Annotated in this window: 15 protein-coding genes and 1 pseudogene; 9 read left to right on the forward strand and 7 right to left on the reverse strand. The window is 62.5% G+C overall.

The window, feature by feature from the left end; translation table 11 throughout:
- The first annotated feature begins 103 nt into the window (after positions 1 to 103).
- Both WJU18_RS13735 and WJU18_RS13740 read left to right on the forward strand, forming a co-directional pair.
- Positions 104 to 535, forward strand: a complete 432-nt coding sequence (locus WJU18_RS13735; RefSeq protein WP_423460592.1) for a tripartite tricarboxylate transporter TctB family protein — start codon at positions 104 to 106, stop codon at positions 533 to 535.
- Between the two features lie 69 nt (positions 536 to 604).
- Positions 605 to 2,119, forward strand: coding sequence for a tripartite tricarboxylate transporter permease (locus WJU18_RS13740; protein ID WP_423460593.1), 1,515 nt, complete (start codon positions 605 to 607; stop codon positions 2,117 to 2,119).
- A 141-nt stretch (positions 2,120 to 2,260) separates the two neighbouring features.
- On the opposite strand, the gene WJU18_RS13745 is transcribed toward WJU18_RS13740, so the two are convergent.
- The 3 genes and pseudogenes from WJU18_RS13745 to WJU18_RS13755 form a co-directional block, all read right to left on the reverse strand.
- Positions 2,261 to 3,643 carry a sensor histidine kinase gene (locus tag WJU18_RS13745; protein WP_423460594.1) on the reverse strand — a complete coding sequence of 461 codons (1,383 nt, stop codon included), beginning with the start codon at positions 3,641 to 3,643 and terminating at the stop codon, positions 2,261 to 2,263.
- A 7-nt stretch (positions 3,644 to 3,650) separates the two neighbouring features.
- A complete protein-coding gene (locus tag WJU18_RS13750; protein WP_423460595.1) occupies positions 3,651 to 4,319 on the reverse strand; it encodes a response regulator in 669 nt (222 codons plus the stop codon).
- 55 nt (positions 4,320 to 4,374) lie between these two features.
- A pseudogene (locus tag WJU18_RS13755) lies at positions 4,375 to 5,036 on the reverse strand (substrate-binding domain-containing protein).
- A 134-nt stretch (positions 5,037 to 5,170) separates the two neighbouring features.
- On the opposite strand from WJU18_RS13755, the gene tsaD reads away from it, so the two are divergent.
- The gene (gene tsaD / locus WJU18_RS13760) at positions 5,171 to 6,217 is read left to right on the forward strand and encodes a tRNA (adenosine(37)-N6)-threonylcarbamoyltransferase complex transferase subunit TsaD (RefSeq protein WP_423460596.1); all 1,047 of its coding nucleotides are present in this window, start codon (positions 5,171 to 5,173) and stop codon (positions 6,215 to 6,217) included.
- 178 nt (positions 6,218 to 6,395) lie between these two features.
- Here tsaD and WJU18_RS13765 read toward each other — a convergent pair whose 3' ends face one another.
- The 3 genes from WJU18_RS13765 to WJU18_RS13775 form a co-directional block, all read right to left on the reverse strand.
- Positions 6,396 to 6,800, reverse strand: coding sequence for a hypothetical protein (locus tag WJU18_RS13765; RefSeq protein ID WP_423460597.1), 405 nt, complete (start codon positions 6,798 to 6,800; stop codon positions 6,396 to 6,398).
- A gap of 33 nt (positions 6,801 to 6,833) precedes the next feature.
- Positions 6,834 to 8,342 (reverse strand): ATP-binding cassette domain-containing protein, encoded by a 1,509-nt coding sequence (locus WJU18_RS13770; RefSeq protein WP_423460598.1) that lies wholly within the window; start codon positions 8,340 to 8,342, stop codon positions 6,834 to 6,836.
- A 266-nt stretch (positions 8,343 to 8,608) separates the two neighbouring features.
- The gene (locus WJU18_RS13775) at positions 8,609 to 8,974 is read right to left on the reverse strand and encodes an Hsp20/alpha crystallin family protein (RefSeq protein WP_423460599.1); all 366 of its coding nucleotides are present in this window, start codon (positions 8,972 to 8,974) and stop codon (positions 8,609 to 8,611) included.
- Positions 8,975 to 9,238: 264 nt separating this feature from the next.
- Here WJU18_RS13775 and WJU18_RS13780 point away from each other — a divergent pair, with 264 nt between their 5' ends.
- The 6 genes from WJU18_RS13780 (at position 9,239) to WJU18_RS13805 (ending at position 15,058) form a co-directional block, all read left to right on the forward strand.
- Positions 9,239 to 10,012, forward strand: coding sequence for a DUF2242 domain-containing protein (locus WJU18_RS13780; protein ID WP_423460600.1), 774 nt, complete (start codon positions 9,239 to 9,241; stop codon positions 10,010 to 10,012).
- A gap of 42 nt (positions 10,013 to 10,054) precedes the next feature.
- Positions 10,055 to 11,353 (forward strand): branched-chain amino acid ABC transporter substrate-binding protein, encoded by a 1,299-nt coding sequence (locus WJU18_RS13785; protein WP_423460601.1) that lies wholly within the window; start codon positions 10,055 to 10,057, stop codon positions 11,351 to 11,353.
- A gap of 181 nt (positions 11,354 to 11,534) precedes the next feature.
- Positions 11,535 to 11,825, forward strand: coding sequence for a hypothetical protein (locus tag WJU18_RS13790; protein ID WP_423460602.1), 291 nt, complete (start codon positions 11,535 to 11,537; stop codon positions 11,823 to 11,825).
- A gap of 31 nt (positions 11,826 to 11,856) precedes the next feature.
- The gene (locus WJU18_RS13795; RefSeq protein WP_423460603.1) at positions 11,857 to 12,768 is read left to right on the forward strand and encodes an intradiol ring-cleavage dioxygenase; all 912 of its coding nucleotides are present in this window, start codon (positions 11,857 to 11,859) and stop codon (positions 12,766 to 12,768) included.
- Positions 12,769 to 12,860: 92 nt separating this feature from the next.
- Positions 12,861 to 14,378 (forward strand): ATP-binding protein, encoded by a 1,518-nt coding sequence (locus WJU18_RS13800; protein WP_423460604.1) that lies wholly within the window; start codon positions 12,861 to 12,863, stop codon positions 14,376 to 14,378.
- Positions 14,375 to 15,058 (forward strand): response regulator, encoded by a 684-nt coding sequence (locus WJU18_RS13805; protein WP_423460605.1) that lies wholly within the window; start codon positions 14,375 to 14,377, stop codon positions 15,056 to 15,058. Before WJU18_RS13800 ends, WJU18_RS13805 begins: the two co-directional genes overlap by 4 nt.
- Here WJU18_RS13805 and WJU18_RS13810 read toward each other — a convergent pair.
- Positions 15,013 to 15,444 (reverse strand): Na+/H+ antiporter subunit G, encoded by a 432-nt coding sequence (locus WJU18_RS13810; RefSeq protein WP_423460606.1) that lies wholly within the window; start codon positions 15,442 to 15,444, stop codon positions 15,013 to 15,015. The genes WJU18_RS13805 and WJU18_RS13810 overlap by 46 nt on opposite strands.
- Positions 15,445 to 15,510: the final 66 nt, after the last annotated feature.

Consider the following 15,510-nt stretch of genomic DNA (forward strand, 5'->3'; position numbering starts at 1 on the left):
GAGCGTTCTTTCCTGTCTGGAAGCTGTCGTAAGTAGTTGCCGATGTAGTGATTCGCAACGGCGTCACGAACAATGAAAACGTCATTTTTTCCGACTTGAAGACATGAACGACCAAAACCTATTAAGGGGACTTCTGCTGGCAGCCATCGCAGCAGCGTTCGGCATCGGCGCGACGCGCTATCCGATCGGTGAATTTTCTCGTGCCGGGCCTGGCCTTTTTCCGCTGATGGTCAGCTGCTTTCTGATGGTGATCGCGCTGGCGGTCATTGTCCGTTCGCGTTTTGTCAAACGCATACCGATCGATTTCAGCATCAAGAACATCGTGCTCATCATCGTGGCCCTGTGCGGGTTCGCGGTGGTGTCCCAGTTCTTGAACATGGTGTTCGGGATCGCCTTCATGGTCTTTGTGGCCTCCATTGCCGGCAGGCCCTTCTCATGGGTGCGCAGCCTCAAGATCACGGTGGCCCTGGTCGCAGTGGCATACGCCTTCCAGTATTTCCTTGGGCTCAATCTGCCCATGCCTGGCCTGTATTGATCGACGTTCGCGAAGTCACTTGTGCCGTTTGACGGCCCGAGGTGCCCGCAACGCTATGGAAAATTAAACATGGACACACTGCATAACCTAGCTTTCGGCTTTGAGCATGCGCTGACATTGAGCAATCTGATGTACTGCGCGATCGGCTGCACGGTCGGTACGCTCATTGGCCTGCTGCCTGGCCTGGGGCCGCTGGCAACGATCAGCCTGCTTCTTCCGCTGACCTACTCGATTTCGACCACCGGCGCCCTGATCATGCTGGCGGGTATTTACTACGGCGCCCAGTACGGTGACAGCGTGAGCGCCATCACCATGAAGATGCCGCACGCCAGCAGTATCGTGGCCTGCATAGACGGCTATCAGATGACGCTCAATGGCAAAACGGGTCTCGCGCTGTTCACGGCGGGGGTGTCAAGCTTCATCGGCGGCACGGTGGCCATTGTGGTGCTGGCCTGGCTGGCGCCTACACTGGGCGAAGTGGCCTTCCTGTTCGGGCCGGCCGACTACTGCGCCCTCATGTTATTCGGCTTCATGTGCGTAAGCTTCGTGACCACCGGCAGCTTGCTGAACGGCCTGGCCATGTGCATGATCGGCGTTTTGCTGGGCCAGATTGGTACCGACGTGAACAGCGGCATGCAGCGCTACACTTTCGATCTTCCCATGCTGGCTGACGGCGTGAGTCTTGTCAGTATCGCGCTTGGTTGCTTCGGTATCGCCGAGATCACCAAGAACCTCGATGCCCATGAACAGCGTTCGCCTTTCAACGGGACCATCCATCTGATCCCGACGTGGCCCGAGTTCAAGCGCATCATTCCCAGTGCGCTGCGTGGCAGTCTGGTGGGTTCGTTCATCGGGATTCTGCCCGGTGGCGGCTCTGCCATTGCACAGTTCGCGGCTTACGCGGTGGACAAGAAGGTGAGCAAGTTCAAGGCGGAAATCGGCAAGGGCGCGATCGAGGGCGTGGCAGGCCAGGCCGCCGCTGACGAAGCCGCGGCGCGCACCAGCTTCATTCCGCTGATGAGTATCGGTATTCCCGAGAACGCTGTGATGGCGCTGATGATGGGCGCATTCATCATCAAGGGCATTCAGCCTGGTCCCAACATGATCGCAAGCCACCCCGAACTGTTCTGGGGTCTGGTGGCCAGCATGTGGGTGGGCAACGTGTTCCTGCTGGTGCTCAACGTGCCGCTGGTCCGGTACCTGCTTTCGATCTTCAAGATTCCGTACAACGTGTTGTTTCCGGCGATTCTGTTCTTCTGCTGCATTGGCACCTACAGTATCAACAACAACCTCGACGACATCTATGTCACGGCAGCCTTCGGGCTCGTGGGCTATCTCTTCATGCGCTTCGGCATGGATGCCGCTCCGTTGATGCTCGGCTTCATCCTGGGCCCGATGCTTGAAGAAAACTTCCGGCGCACGATGCTGCTGAGCAGGGGCTCCTTCGGCGTGTTCGTTGAGCGCCCCATCAGCGGTACGTTGCTGGGTTTGATCGCCTTGTTCATCATTTGGCAACTGGTGACTTTCTTCTACCAGTCCAGGGCCAGGCGGCGAGAGGCCGCGCTGGCTGCGCAGGCCAGCTAGCCTTCCAGGGCCTCGGCAGGGCTCTTCTGCGCGGGTCCTGAAATAAACGCCCCCTCCGTCATGCTGGCGAAAGCCGATATGACGGAGGGGGCGAATTCTTTGGGGCAAGCGTGAACGCACCCTAACCGGCACTAACCGGCACTAATCAGCGGGTGCTGGCGTCGGGAAGCTGATCCGCACGCAGAAACCTTTGGCGCCCGGCTGCTTGTCGATCTCCGCCGTGGCGCCATGCAGCCTGGCAATATCGGCCACGATGGGCAGGCCCAGGCCGCTGCCGGTTCCGCTGGCGCCGTCGCGGCGGCGGAAGCGCTGCCAGAGTTGCTCGTGCTCTGCTGCCGGCACGCCGGGGCCATCGTCCTCTACTGCCAACAAGGTCACGGGCCCCTCGGTTCGGGTGCGAACCGTGATCCGGGCTCCCTGGCCCGCGTGCACGATGGCGTTGTGCACCAGGTTGCCTATCAACTCGTCGAGCAGCACAGGATGGCCATGGACCTGCGCCGGCGCGAGGTCAAAGCCCAGATCCTGGCCGGCTTGCAGGGCGGGGTGCAGCCATTGATCGGCGCTGGCCGCTGCCAACTGGCGTAAATCGATCAGCTCTGCGGGCGGCCTGGCTTCCAGCGCCGTGCTTTCGGTGCGCGCGAGGGAGAGCAATTGCTGGGCGAGGCGGCTGCCGCGCTCTGCCGCGAGGTGCAGCCGTTCCAACGCGGGCTGCATGGGAGGCGGGTGCTCGCTGGCCAGCAACTCCGAAGCCTCAACGCGCACGATGGCCCAGGGAGTGCGCAGTTGGTGCGCGGCATTGGCCACGAAGGCGTGCTGCGCACCGGCAGCTTGCTGCAGCCGCGCCAGCAAGGCATTGAGCGCTTGCACGAATCCGGCCACTTCGCTGGGTACGCTGCCCGCGTCAATGGGAGTCAAATTCCGAACGCTCAGCCTTCCCATCTCATCCGCAGTGTGTTGCAACGGCCGCAGCACGCGATTGATGGCGAGCAGGGCCAGGGTTGCAAGCGGCAAGGCCAGTGCGAGGGCGCCCAGCAGCGCGCCCAGCAGGGCGGCGCGCACGGCCGCGTCACGTTTGCCCATGGTTTCAGCGACGAGAATGGTGCATATATCCCCATCGCTTCCGCAGGGATGGCCATAGGCGGCGATCCGCATCGGCTTGTCATGCAGCGTTCTTTCGAAGAACAGCCACTGGCCGGACGGCGTTGCAGGGGCCAGGGCTGCCAGTTCGGCGCTGCCGCCCAGCAACTGCCCCGCGGGACTGGTTACGGAAAACACGGTCTCATCTATCAGATCCGCCCTCAATGCCTGGGCGGTCTGTTCGCTGATCGGGAGTGAGACTTGCCCCTGGTTGTCTTCCAGGATGTAGGAGAGTGCGACCGTGGTGTCTGTCAGGGCCCGATCCAGCGAATCGAGTGCGGGGGTCAGCACGAGCCCGTAGATTCCGGCTGCCGCAAGCGGAACGAGGACTGCCAGCGAAAGCGCCAGCCAGAGGAGAAAGGTGCGCTTCAGGCTGCGGCGCGTCATGCTCTTTTCAGGCGGTGGGCTCAAGCAGATAACCAAGGCCGCGCACCGTTCTCAGACGCACGCCGGTCGGTTCGATCTTGGTGCGCAGCCGGGACATCAGCAACTCCATGGCATTGTCAGACGTGGAGGCATTCCATTCCGGAATGAGCGAAGCCAGTTGATCCCGGGCGACGATCGCGCCGATGTGCAGCAGCAGGTACTCGACGATGACGGATTCTCTTGCCGTCAGCGCAAGGGGTTGCTCGCCGTGGTAGGCGCGGCGTGAGCGGACGTCAAAGCGCAGTGCCGCCACTTCAAGCACGTTGTTGCGGCGGAACTCGTGGCGCCGGACCAAAGCCTGCAGGCGGGCCAGGAGCTCGGGCACCGCGAACGGCTTCACGAGGTAGTCGTCAGCGCCGCTGGCAAGGCCCAACACGCGGTCGTCGATGCTGTCGCGCGCGGTCAGCATAAGCACGGGCAGGTAGGAGCCCTGGGCGCGCACCCGCTCCAGGGTTTCAAGGCCGTCGATGCCCGGCAGCCCGATATCGAGCACCAAGGCGTCATAGTTGTCCTGCTGTACTGATTTGGGCACCGGCTCGCCCCGGTCACTGACATCTACACGCCAGCCCCGGGCGCGAATGGCTTGCGCAATGGATTGCGCCAGGGTTTCATCGTCTTCAACCAGAAGGATGTTCATGGGTGCCTGGATGAAGGAGGGCGGTTCGGCTCCGGGTTGCTCAATGTGGGCTGGCTCAAATAGGTTCCATGCCGTTTTCGCGCTTGAGCTGCGCTACGGACGCCGAGGCCATGAAAGCGAGTAGTTGGCGCACTGCATCGGGCTGGGCCGAGGCTGCCGCTACGCCTCCCGAAAAAACGGTGGCAATCTGAATGGCTTCCGGCAGGGGGCCTAGAACATCGATGCCCGGAAGGTGCATCAGTTCGCTCAGTTGCTGAAAACCCAGGGTGACTTCTCCACTGGCGATCAGCGAACCCACCGGTACGCCGGGAGGGGGGACGACTAGCTTGCTCTTGACCTGCTCCGAGATACCCCAGCGCTCGAACAGGGCAGCCAGTTGAACGCCGCTTGGGCCGGTGGAGTAGCCCAGGGTAGGCGCGGCCAGCACGGCTTGCTTGACGGCGGCTTCGCTGCTGATATCCGGGGCCTGGGCGCCGGCCTTGACGGCGATGGCTACGCCAGATCGCACCAGATCGGCTCGGCTTCCGGCGAGGGCGTGGCCGCTGGCGATGAGCTTGTCGATGGCATCGGAGGCCAGAATCACGGCATCGAAGGCTTCACCAGCCTGCACGCGTTTAGCGGCATCCACACCCCCACGGATTCGAGCTTGATGGAGGTCTCTGGATTTTGCTGCTCATAAAGAGCGGTCAGCTCGCCAAGCAGCTTCTTGGTGGCCATGGAAGAGATGATGTTCAGAGCCGATGGATTCATGGCGTGTTCTTCGTTTTCAGGAAAGCCCGGCATGCCTGCCGCATGGGCCGTATTTTTGCAGGTTACTCAAGAGATTCTCTACAGGCGGATAATTCAGCGCTATGGCAAGTTTGGTTCTGGGTATTGAATCCTCCTGTGACGAGACGGGGGTGGCGCTGGTCCGCAGCACGGGGCAGGCTGTGCCGCAACTGCTGGCCCATGCGCTGCACACGCAGATCGCGATGCATGCCGATTACGGCGGAGTAGTGCCCGAACTGGCCAGCCGGGATCACATCCGGCGGGTGCTGCCGCTCACGGAGCAGGTGCTGGCCCAGGCAAATCAGGCGCTGGACGCGGTGGACGTCGTGGCCTATACGCGCGGCCCGGGTCTTGCCGGAGCATTGCTGGTGGGCGCCGGGGTGGCTTGTGCCCTTGGAGCCGCCCTTGGCAAGCCAGTGCTCGGCGTACACCATCTTGAAGGGCATCTGCTTTCTCCGTTCCTGAGTGCTGACCCGCCTGAGTTTCCGTTCGTGGCATTGCTGGTGTCTGGCGGGCACACGCAACTGATGCGGGTGGATGGGGTAGGGCGTTATCGCCTGTTGGGGGAAACCATCGATGATGCCGCCGGCGAAGCATTCGACAAATCCGCCAAGCTGCTGGGCCTGGGTTACCCAGGCGGGCCGGCGCTGGCGCGCCTGGCTGATTTTGGCGATGCCACGGCTTACAAGCTTCCTCGCCCCCTGCTGCATAGCGGTGACCTTGATTTTTCCTTCGCCGGCCTGAAAACGGCCGTGCTCACGCAAGTGAAAAAACTGGAAGGCGCGCCTTGCGAGCAGATGCGCGCCGATCTGGCCGCCTCGACGCAAGAGGCCATCGTTGAAGTATTGCTGAAGAAATCGCTCAAGGCTCTGGAACAAACAGGCCTGAAGCGATTGGTGGTGGCGGGCGGTGTAGGCGCCAACGCGGCCCTGCGCGAGCAATTGAATGCGGCCTGCACCAAACGCGGCGTTCGCGTGCACTACCCTGAGCTGCATCTATGCACCGACAACGGCGCCATGATCGCCCTGGCCGCCGCCATGCGGATCCAAGCCGGCATCGAGGCACCCCAAGCACGCTACGCCTTCGACGTCAAACCGCGCTGGCCGCTGGACGCCTTGATGATGGCTTGAACGATCGGGTAAGACAAGACCGCACACAAGCGCCAGCAAGGAAGCCAGCCTTGGCGCGACAACTCCAAATCGAAAGGCCGCGGAGCAGGCCACACCAGGGCCACCGCGGAGCGGGCTTGGCCCGGCCGCCGGTGGCGTCCCCCTCAGGGGGAAGGCGCGCAAGCGCCTCAGGGGGAGCCTAAACAGCAGCTTCGATCTGCGGCATAGAGATGCGAGCCTTGGTCAGCACCATGCCCAGGTTGGCCGTGCGGCGGCAGACGAACACGGCAATGTAGTCAGACACTTTCTTGCCGCGAATGAAAACGTGGATCAGGTTGTCGCTGTTGACGATCAGTTCCTGGAAATAGTGATGCCCGTCGTCGGCCAAGCCTCGCGATTTCTTGAAAAGGCGCTCGATCATCGAGACATTGGGACCATTGAACAGGTCGCCTGTTGCAGCGGCCACCAAGTCAATGACTTCGCGCGGGTGCGAATCGGCGGTACGGATGCCAAGCAGCATTCCGGATACCGCATCCACGTAACCAATGGCTACACACTCGGGCACGGCCGCTTGGGCATCGGCCAATACTTTATCTAGGCTCACCTTCATTCTCCTCGTGGGTTGGGGATTCGTTGTTCAGCCCAGTTTCTGCAGCAGCGACGCTTCATAGTCATGCAGCAGGGCTTCCTGGGCTTCTGATTGCACATACTGTGCCTGGATGCTGCGTACGCGCCGAAGCGCTTCCTCAGCGGTCAATCCTTCGCGTACCAGCCAGGCCGCCAGAATGGTGCCGGTGCGCCCGAGGCCGGCCAGGCAGTGCACGGCCAGCACTTCGCCCTTGCGCAGCAGCACGGACATTCGGGCCAGCAGCATCTGCGTCTGGGCCACGGTGGGGGGCTCTCGGTCATAGATGGGCAGATGCAGATTGCTCAGCCCGTGCTGCCGCAGGGGTTCCTGAGGGAGATCCTGCTCCGTCAAGGTGATCAGCATCGTGACGCCGCAGCGGCGCAGTGCCTGAAGATCGGTCTCCATGGACTGGACCACGCCCGGCCATGGTGTGCCTCCCAGCCGGCCTGGGACCAGCCATGAAAATCCTGTGGGCCCCCGGCTGGCGGGAATGGCATCCGGGCTGGGTGCCAAGGGATTCCAGTCCAGCAGGACGGCATGGCTTGGGGCGCGGCGGAGCGGAGGCGGATTGGCCGGCTCCGCGGAAGAGGGCAAGGAGGGCGCCACGGGGGCCTGGGGAGTGGCGGCATCTGCATCAGGAGACGGAGCGGGTTCCGGTTCCGGCTCGGCAGGGAGGGGCCGGCTGCTCTCTTCCGCTGACACGAATTCGGCAATAGCGGCCAGAGCCGCTGCGGGCAAGGGCGGCGGCGGCTCCACGTCGTCCGCGAGTTCTTCCGGTTTCGCATTGGGAGAGGCCACCGCGCAGCTACCGGTCCGTACGAACTGGTGGCCGGCGGCGGTCAGTGGTGCATTCAGGAAGGCTTCCATGGGGCGGGCTTCGAGAATCCGCCCTCCGGCGAGCAGCAGCATATGGCCTGCCAGCGCCTGCGCGTGGCGCTGATGGTGCGTGGCCATGAGCACGGCGGACTGCTTGGAAACCTGCCGAAGCAGTTGGATCAGGACGTAGGCGTCGTAGGCTGGAAGCTCCGCCGTAGGCTCGTCGACCATCAGCAGTGCCGGCTTGGCCCATGCTTCCCGCAGGATGGCCACTGCCCTTTGCTGCGCAATGGGCAGTGTGTGGATGGGCTGCTCAAGCGCTTTTTCCAGTTCGGGAAGTTCGAATTCCCGGAGTTGCTGGATGCACCAGGCACGCAATTCGCCCACACCCAGATGCAGCGTGGGACGAACCACGTCGAGGAGGGCGTCGATCGTGCGGGAGTGCAGCATCCGCGCGTGCTGCTGGATAAGACGGGGGGCCTCCGCGCCCACATGGCGCACGCTTCCCCAGCGGCGAAAGCGTGGGTTGGGTGTATTGAGGCCTGCCAATGTGCGCAGGAGGGTGGATTTCCCGGAACCGGAGGGGCCCATCAAGGCCGTCACCCCTTGCGCTGGCATGGTGAACTCGACGTCTGCCAGTATCACTCGCGAACCGAATGAAACTCCCAACCCTTCCACCTCAATGCAGTACCCGGATTCCACACCCAGCTCCTCAATATCTTGTGGTCGCCTGCACGGGTATACCACCAAAGTAACAAGATGATACTTTATGTTTTCATTAAAGACGTTTGATGTTGCTTTGATAAGGTGGAGTTACTACGTTTTATTTCGCTCCTGTTTCGCGGATGCCACGCTTGTTTCCTGCTCGAAGCCGTTTTCCAAATAAAAACGCCCCCAAAGGGGCGTTTGGGGGCGTTTTTTCCACCGATGTCCGGCGGCAGTAACCCGCCTGGCCGGCTGGGTGCGCGTCAGTGAATTTCCAGCGCGACGGCCTTGCTGACAGGGGCAGGCTTGGCCAGCGTGAGCGTCAGCACACCGTTTTCCAGCTTGGCTGTGCTGGTGGCGGTATCGATGTGGCGCGGAAACTCGTAGGCCTTCTTGTACTGGCGCGGGGCGTCTTCCACGGTCTCGATCTTCACGCTCTGGCCTTCGATGGCGATGCTGAGTTGTTCCCGGCTCACACCCGGCAGATCGAGGACGAGCGTCCAGCTTTTGTCGTCTTCGGAAAATTGCGCGCCAGCGGCGCGGAAGGTGTCGTCCAGGAAGCGGTCGAGAGAGCGCAGAGCCGGTCCATAGACCGAACGGCGGGCAGCGGGGGCGGCAGTGATGAACATGGCGTTTCCTTTGTCTATCAAGTGTTGAACTCGGCCCGTGATTGCCACGCGGCCGTCGCTTGATGGATCAATTGCGCATCGGCGCCGGGTTTTCAAGGCCTGCGCGCTGCTAAATAAATTTGCAATACCGCCCTTGAAATCACGCCCGACGATCCCTACGAAAATAAGAGAAATTAAGTATCCGTACGCTCTGAGAGGATCCTGCGGAGGCAGGGGGCCGTGGGCGGTATCATTTGCGGCTTCCCGATGCTGTTGCCTGTTCGGATGCCATTTGACTCTCTATCGCGCCGCGCCACGTGCTGGCTGCTGGCTCCGGTGCTTGTGCTGGGGGGCTGTGCGGGGCTCTCCCGCAACCCCGCACCGCTGATCAACTACAAGCCCGAGACTTTCGGTGCTTCGACCTATTCACGCCGGTTTGCAGCCAATCCGGCGCAGACGTGCGAAGCCGCGCGGCGTGCGCTGCTCGGGCAGGGCTATATCGTCGTCTCTGCGGCGGCTGAGCAGGTGACGGCGCGCAAGTTTTTCCAGCCCAATCCCGATCACCATGTGCAGCTCGAATTCCGCGTGGTCTGCGCGGCCGAAGTCGGTGAAGGGGGCGACACCATCGCTTTCGCCAATGGTTTGCAGGACCAATACAACGTGCGCAAGGTCAAGGAGTCTGCGTCATTGGGCGTGGGTGGTTTCGGCTCCCTGTCGCTGCCCGTGGAAGGCGGGACGGATACGATGGTCAAGGTGGCCAGCGAAACTGTGACCGACGAGCGTCTCTACCAGAGCTTTTTCGATCTGCTGGCCGGCTATCTCGATAGTGTCATTCCTCCTGAGCCAGTCAAGCCGCCTGAGCCCGCCAAGCCATCTGAGCCAGCCAAGACGCCGGAGCCTTCCAAGACCCCTGAACCCGCCACGCCGCCTGAACCCACCACACCGCCTGAACAGGTACAGTCGGCTGGGCTGGCCAAGCCGTCTGAGCCGGACGTGCTGCTTGAATCGTCCAAACCACCAGAGCTGCCCGCCTCGACAGCCAGTCAAGCCGAACGGTAAGCCTGGGCTCTGAGCCTTGAATTCTTTCTCCACAGGTCTGCAATGCCAACTACATCTCGTCGCAACGTACTGCGGAAATCCGCCTTGCTTCCCTTGGCTCTTTTGGGGGCTACTTCGCTGACCTCCTTCGCCCAGTCAGGAAAGCCGTCCGGCGATCCCGTCAAACTGGCGTTGATTGAGTCCATGAGCGGGCCATTCGCCAATACCGGCGAGGCGGTTTACCGGAACATTGCCTGGGCCGTGGAGCGGGTGAATGCGCGAGGCGGTGTGCCTACAGCCACCGGGCCGCGGCCGCTGGCGGTGGAGCGATTTGACAACAAGGGGCAAGTGGAGGAGTCGCTCTCGGCTTTGCGTGCGGCTATTGACAGCGGCGCGCGGTTCATCTTGCAAGGCAATTCCTCGTCAGTGGCCGCGGCCTTGATCGATGCCGTGAACAAGCACAACCAACGGGATGCCGAGCTGCAGGTGCTGTTCCTCAACTATTCCGCGGTTGATCCGGCCTTTACCAACGAATCATGCAGCTACTGGCATTTCCGTTTCGATGCGCACTCCGACATGCGTATCGCGGCATTGATGCAGGTGCTGAAGGAGGATGCGGCGCTCAAGGGCATCTACCTGATCGGGCAGGACTACAGCTTCGGACACGCCGTGGTGCGCGAAGCCAAGCGCCAACTTGCGCAGCAGCGACCCGATGTGGCCGTGGTGGGGGAAGAGTTTCACCCCATTGGGCGCGTCAAGGATTTTCTGCCCTACGCCACGAAGATCAAGGCCAGTGGCGCGCAAGCGGTGCTCACGGGCAACTGGGGCAATGACCTTACCCTGCTGGTGAAGGCCGCGCGCGATGTCGGCTTTGAAGGGCGTTTCTATACTTTCTATGGCAACGCCCTGGGTGCGCCCGCCGCAATTGGCGATGCCGGCATTGGCAAAGTCGTGGCAGTGGCCGACTGGCTGCCCAACATGCCCACGGCGGAAAGCGCTGCATTCTACAAATCATTCCGTGAGCGTTTCCCGAAGCCTCAGGATGACTACGTGCATATGCGCATGCAACTCATGATCGAGGCGCTGGCGCAGGCGGTCGAGCGTGCCCGCAGCATCGAGCCGCGGGCCGTGGCGGCGCAATTGGAACGCGCGGATGTGACGTTTGCCGGTCAACGCGGGCAAATGCGCGCCATGGATCACCAGTTCCAGCAATCGCTGGTGGTGGGCGTGATGGAGCGCAAGGGCACGCAAGGTGTGCCTTTCGATGTGGAAGGTTCTGGCTACGGTTTTCGCGTGGTACGGCAGATCAGTGCGGAGCAGGCCGCGCTGCCGAGCACGTGCAAGATGGTACGGCCGGGCTGAGCACCCGATGTTCGGGTGCGCGGGTGCTGGAGGCTCGCGCACCAATTTCCTCCTAGATTGCCTCGCAGAATGAATCCGGGCTGCTGCTAGCAGGCGGCCTTTAGAGCGTCAACACGTTCTTGGAGGCGGAGCCTGCTCCGCCCGTATTCATGACCACTGCCTGGAATTTAGAGGAAATACCATGCCTTTGCCCACCAGACCGCGCCTGGCGTTCTTGCCCCCGATCCTGGCGCTGATGGTTGCTGCCTCGAGCGCGACCCCCAGTTTCGCGCAGATGCGCGGCCAACCGCCTTCACCTCCGCCGGAGGCTTATACCGCCTGCGAAGGCAAGGCTGAGGGGGCGAGTGTGACGCTCACCATGCCTGATGGCAAGACGTTGGCGGGCACTTGCCGCACGCTGGACGGCAAACTGGTCGCCATGCCCGCCAAAGGGCCTGGTGCCGGCGGCCCTCCGCCCATGCCCGCGAGCTGATCCGATCCACCCACTCAAGGAGATGCGCTTCATGAGCGAGCTTCACCACGAACATGACCTTGGGCTTGCACACGATCTGGAGGTCATGGCGCGCCGCGCCTATGAACGCCGCCGCGTGCTGGGCTTGATTGCTTCCGGCGCCGCGGTCTTTCTGGGGGCCTGCGGCGGCGGTGGCGGCGACGACGATGTCGGCTCCATTACAAGCAGCGATTCCGGTTCCAGCGATTCCAGTTCGAGCGGCTCCAGCGACTCGGGTAGTGTCTCGAGCCCCGCTTCCAATACCTGCATGGTCGATCCTACGGAAACGGAAGGCCCTTATCCGGGCGACGGCTCCAACAGGGTCAATGGCAGCCTGGTCAACGTATTGGCGCAGAGCGGTGTGGTCCGCAGCGACATTCGCAGCAGCTTCGGCAGCGCCTCCGGTACCGCCGAAGGGGTGCTGGTGACGCTGAAGATCACCGTGGTCAACGTCAACAACAGTTGCGCGCCGCTGTCAGGCTATGCCGTCTATTTGTGGCACTGCACCCGCGGTGGTGAATACTCGCTGTACGCCAGCAGCCTCTTGAACGAGAACTACCTGCGCGGCGTGCAAGCGACTGACGGCAACGGCGAATGCACCTTTGTGACCATCTTCCCCGGCTGTTATGACGGACGCTGGCCGCACATGCACTTCGAGATCTACCAGAGCGCAAACAGCGCCACCAGCTACAGCAACAAGCTGTTGACGTCGCAGATGGCCATGCCGAAGGAGACGGCCAGCGCTGTATACAGCAGTGTCAGCGGCTACAGCGCCAGCGTGTCCAATCTGGCGCGGGTGAGCTTGTCGAGCGACATGGTGTTCGGCGACAACACCAGTGAGCAGGTGGCGTGGCAAACGCCGGTTTTCAGCGGCGATACGGCCAGCGGCTATACCGCCACCATCACCATTGGCGTTTCGGCCTAAGCGCGGGCTTGGCTTTGGCTCCGGCGTGGCTACAAGCTATGCTGGAGCCTGACGGCCCAAGTGTTCCCTGGCCTTGTTTCACCATATTCACCATGCGCCGCCTGAAGCTCCAGAGCAAAGCATTCATCGCCTTGGCAGCGCTGCTCGCCGCACTGCTGGTGCTGTTCGTGGGCTTTTCGCGCCTCGGACTGCAGCGCGGGTTGGGGCCTTATATGGCCGAGGTCGAGCTGGCGGGGATGGATTGGCTGGCGGATCGCTTGACCCTCTACCATGGGCAACAGGGCGGGTGGGAGTTCCTGCGTGGTCAACATGGCCCCTGGCACGATCTTCTTCCTCCAGGCGGGGAGCCGCGAAACCGGCTTCACTCCAGTCCACCGGACCAGCCGCCTGCACCGCCTTCCGGCCATGACGAGCCTCCGCGCCGGGGACCACCCGAGGGGCGGCCACCGTTGGCGCCTCCTGACCGCCCTTTCGGCGGCCCCTTCGAACGCCTGGGGTTGATGGATGCCCAAGGGCATCTCGTCTATGGCCTGGCGCCACAGCCTGGCGCGGCGCGCCGGACCCTGCGCTCAACCGATGGGCAAGCCGTCGGCGAACTGGTGTTGTCTCCTGCGCAGAACCTGCAGAGCGAGACGGACCGGGCTTTTCTGGCTCAGCAAATGGGATTTGTCGCCTGGACAGGGCTGGCCGGGTTGGGATTGGCTCTATTGCTGTCGGCTTGGCTTGCACGGCGCTGGCTGGAGCCGCTGACCGCTTTCGTGGAAGGGCTGCGCGGCATCGCGGCGGGAAAGCTCGAGACCCGCGTCATGATCAAGGGCGATCAAGAGCTGGACCGCCTGGCGGATACCTTCAACGACATGGCCACGCAGTTGGCGGGTGTGGAGGCTTCCCGCCAACGCTGGTTGGCTGATGTGGCGCATGAACTGCGCACCCCGCTGACCACCATGCGGGCCGAAATGGAGGCGATCCAGGACGGCGTACACCCCCTCGATGAACGGACCGCGCTGCGACTGCACCGGCAAACCATGCGCCTGATCCGGCTGGTCGATGATCTGCGGGTCAGCCTGGACGGCCCGGATGCGTCGCGTTCGGCGAACCACGTGCCGGTGCATCCTCTGTCATTGCTGATCGAAGCTCTGCAGAGCGTGGCGCCGCGCTTCGCGCAAGCGAACATCAACCTCGCATATGCTGGTGTGAACGAGCTTGCCGCACGTGATCCTGCTCCGTTGGTGTCGGGCGATGCGCATCAATTGCATCAGCTGTTTTCCAACGTACTGGAAAATACTCTCCGCTATACCGAGGCGCCGGGGCGGCTCGAAGTGGCGGCCGTTCTGGATACATGGCAAGGCGGTGCGGCCTTGCAACTGATCTGGGACGACACAGCCCCTGGCGTGGCGCCGCAGCACTTGCCCCGGCTGTTCGACCGGCTCTATCGGGTAGACGCCTCGCGCGTGCGTGAGGGGGATGGCATGGGGGGCTCGGGCCTGGGGCTCGCGATCTGCAGTGCGATCGCGCAAGCTCATGGGGGCCGCATCGAAGCATCCGTTTCACCTCTCGGGGGGCTGCGCATCACGCTGTGGCTTCCATTACTGGAGAATTCGCCTCCATGAGTCCTGCCCATATCCTGGTGGTGGAAGACGAGACGGACATCGCGGCAATCATCCTCGACTATCTGCGCCACGCGGGTTACGAGGCCGAGCACATCCGCGACGGGCGTCTCGCATTGGAGAGCATCCTGCGGGCACCGCCGAGCTTGGTGCTGCTGGACATCATGCTGCCAGGCATGGATGGGCTCAGCGTGCTCCGTGAAACCCGGCGCCATACAGCATCCCCTGTGATCCTGCTGACAGCACGGGTCGAGGAAATGGATCGTCTGCTGGGGTTGGAGCTCGGTGCCGATGACTATATCTGCAAGCCTTTTGCGCCCCGCGAAGTGGTGGCCCGGGTCAAGGCCGTGCTGCGCCGGAGCCTGGTCCCCGTACGCGAGCAAAGCCTGGTCCTGTTTCCCGAGCAGGGGCGGGCTCTTCTATACGGCCAGGTGCTGCCACTGACGAAGCGCGAGCTGAGCTTGCTGCAGGTGTTGATGAAGCAGCCGGGCCGGGTGTTTTCCCGATCGCAGCTGCTGGATCTGGCCTGCGCCGATACCCTGGATGTGAACGACCGCGCCATCGACAGCCATATCAAGCATCTGCGCCGAAAAATCAAGGCCACAGGAGGCGGCGATCATGAATGGATCCGTTCTGTCTACGGCGTCGGGTTCGCTTTTGAGCCCGAGGGGCCAGCATCTTGAGATAGAGGCACGCCTGCGGCATCTTTGTGCGGTGGCGCGGCTTTGGGTTGCAGCGATGGGGGCAGGGTATGGTGAGGCGCTTGCCGGCCGCGAAACAGCGCCGCGCGGCCTAACAGCATTGCCGTGACTGGAACCGTGATCGACAGCAGGATGATGATCAGCCACACGTGCAGCACCAACTCGCCATTCAATACCGAAAAATAGACAATCGATGCCAGCGTGACACACCACGCGCTGCCCGTGGAAGCCAGCGCCGGCGGGTGCATGCGTTGAAAGAAGTTTTTCAGGCGTACCAGGCCCCAGGCTGCACTCAGGACAAACAGCCCACTGAGCACCAGCAAGGCGGCCACCACGATTTCAGCCCACAGAGGAATCGGATTGCTCATTCAGCGGCCTCCGATGCGATGTACATGTTCAGTCATTGTGGTGTCGGCCGCAATGATCGAATTCGC

The organism is Ottowia sp. VDI28 (assembly GCF_049532675.1).
GTDB lineage: Bacteria > Pseudomonadota > Gammaproteobacteria > Burkholderiales > Burkholderiaceae_C > Ottowia.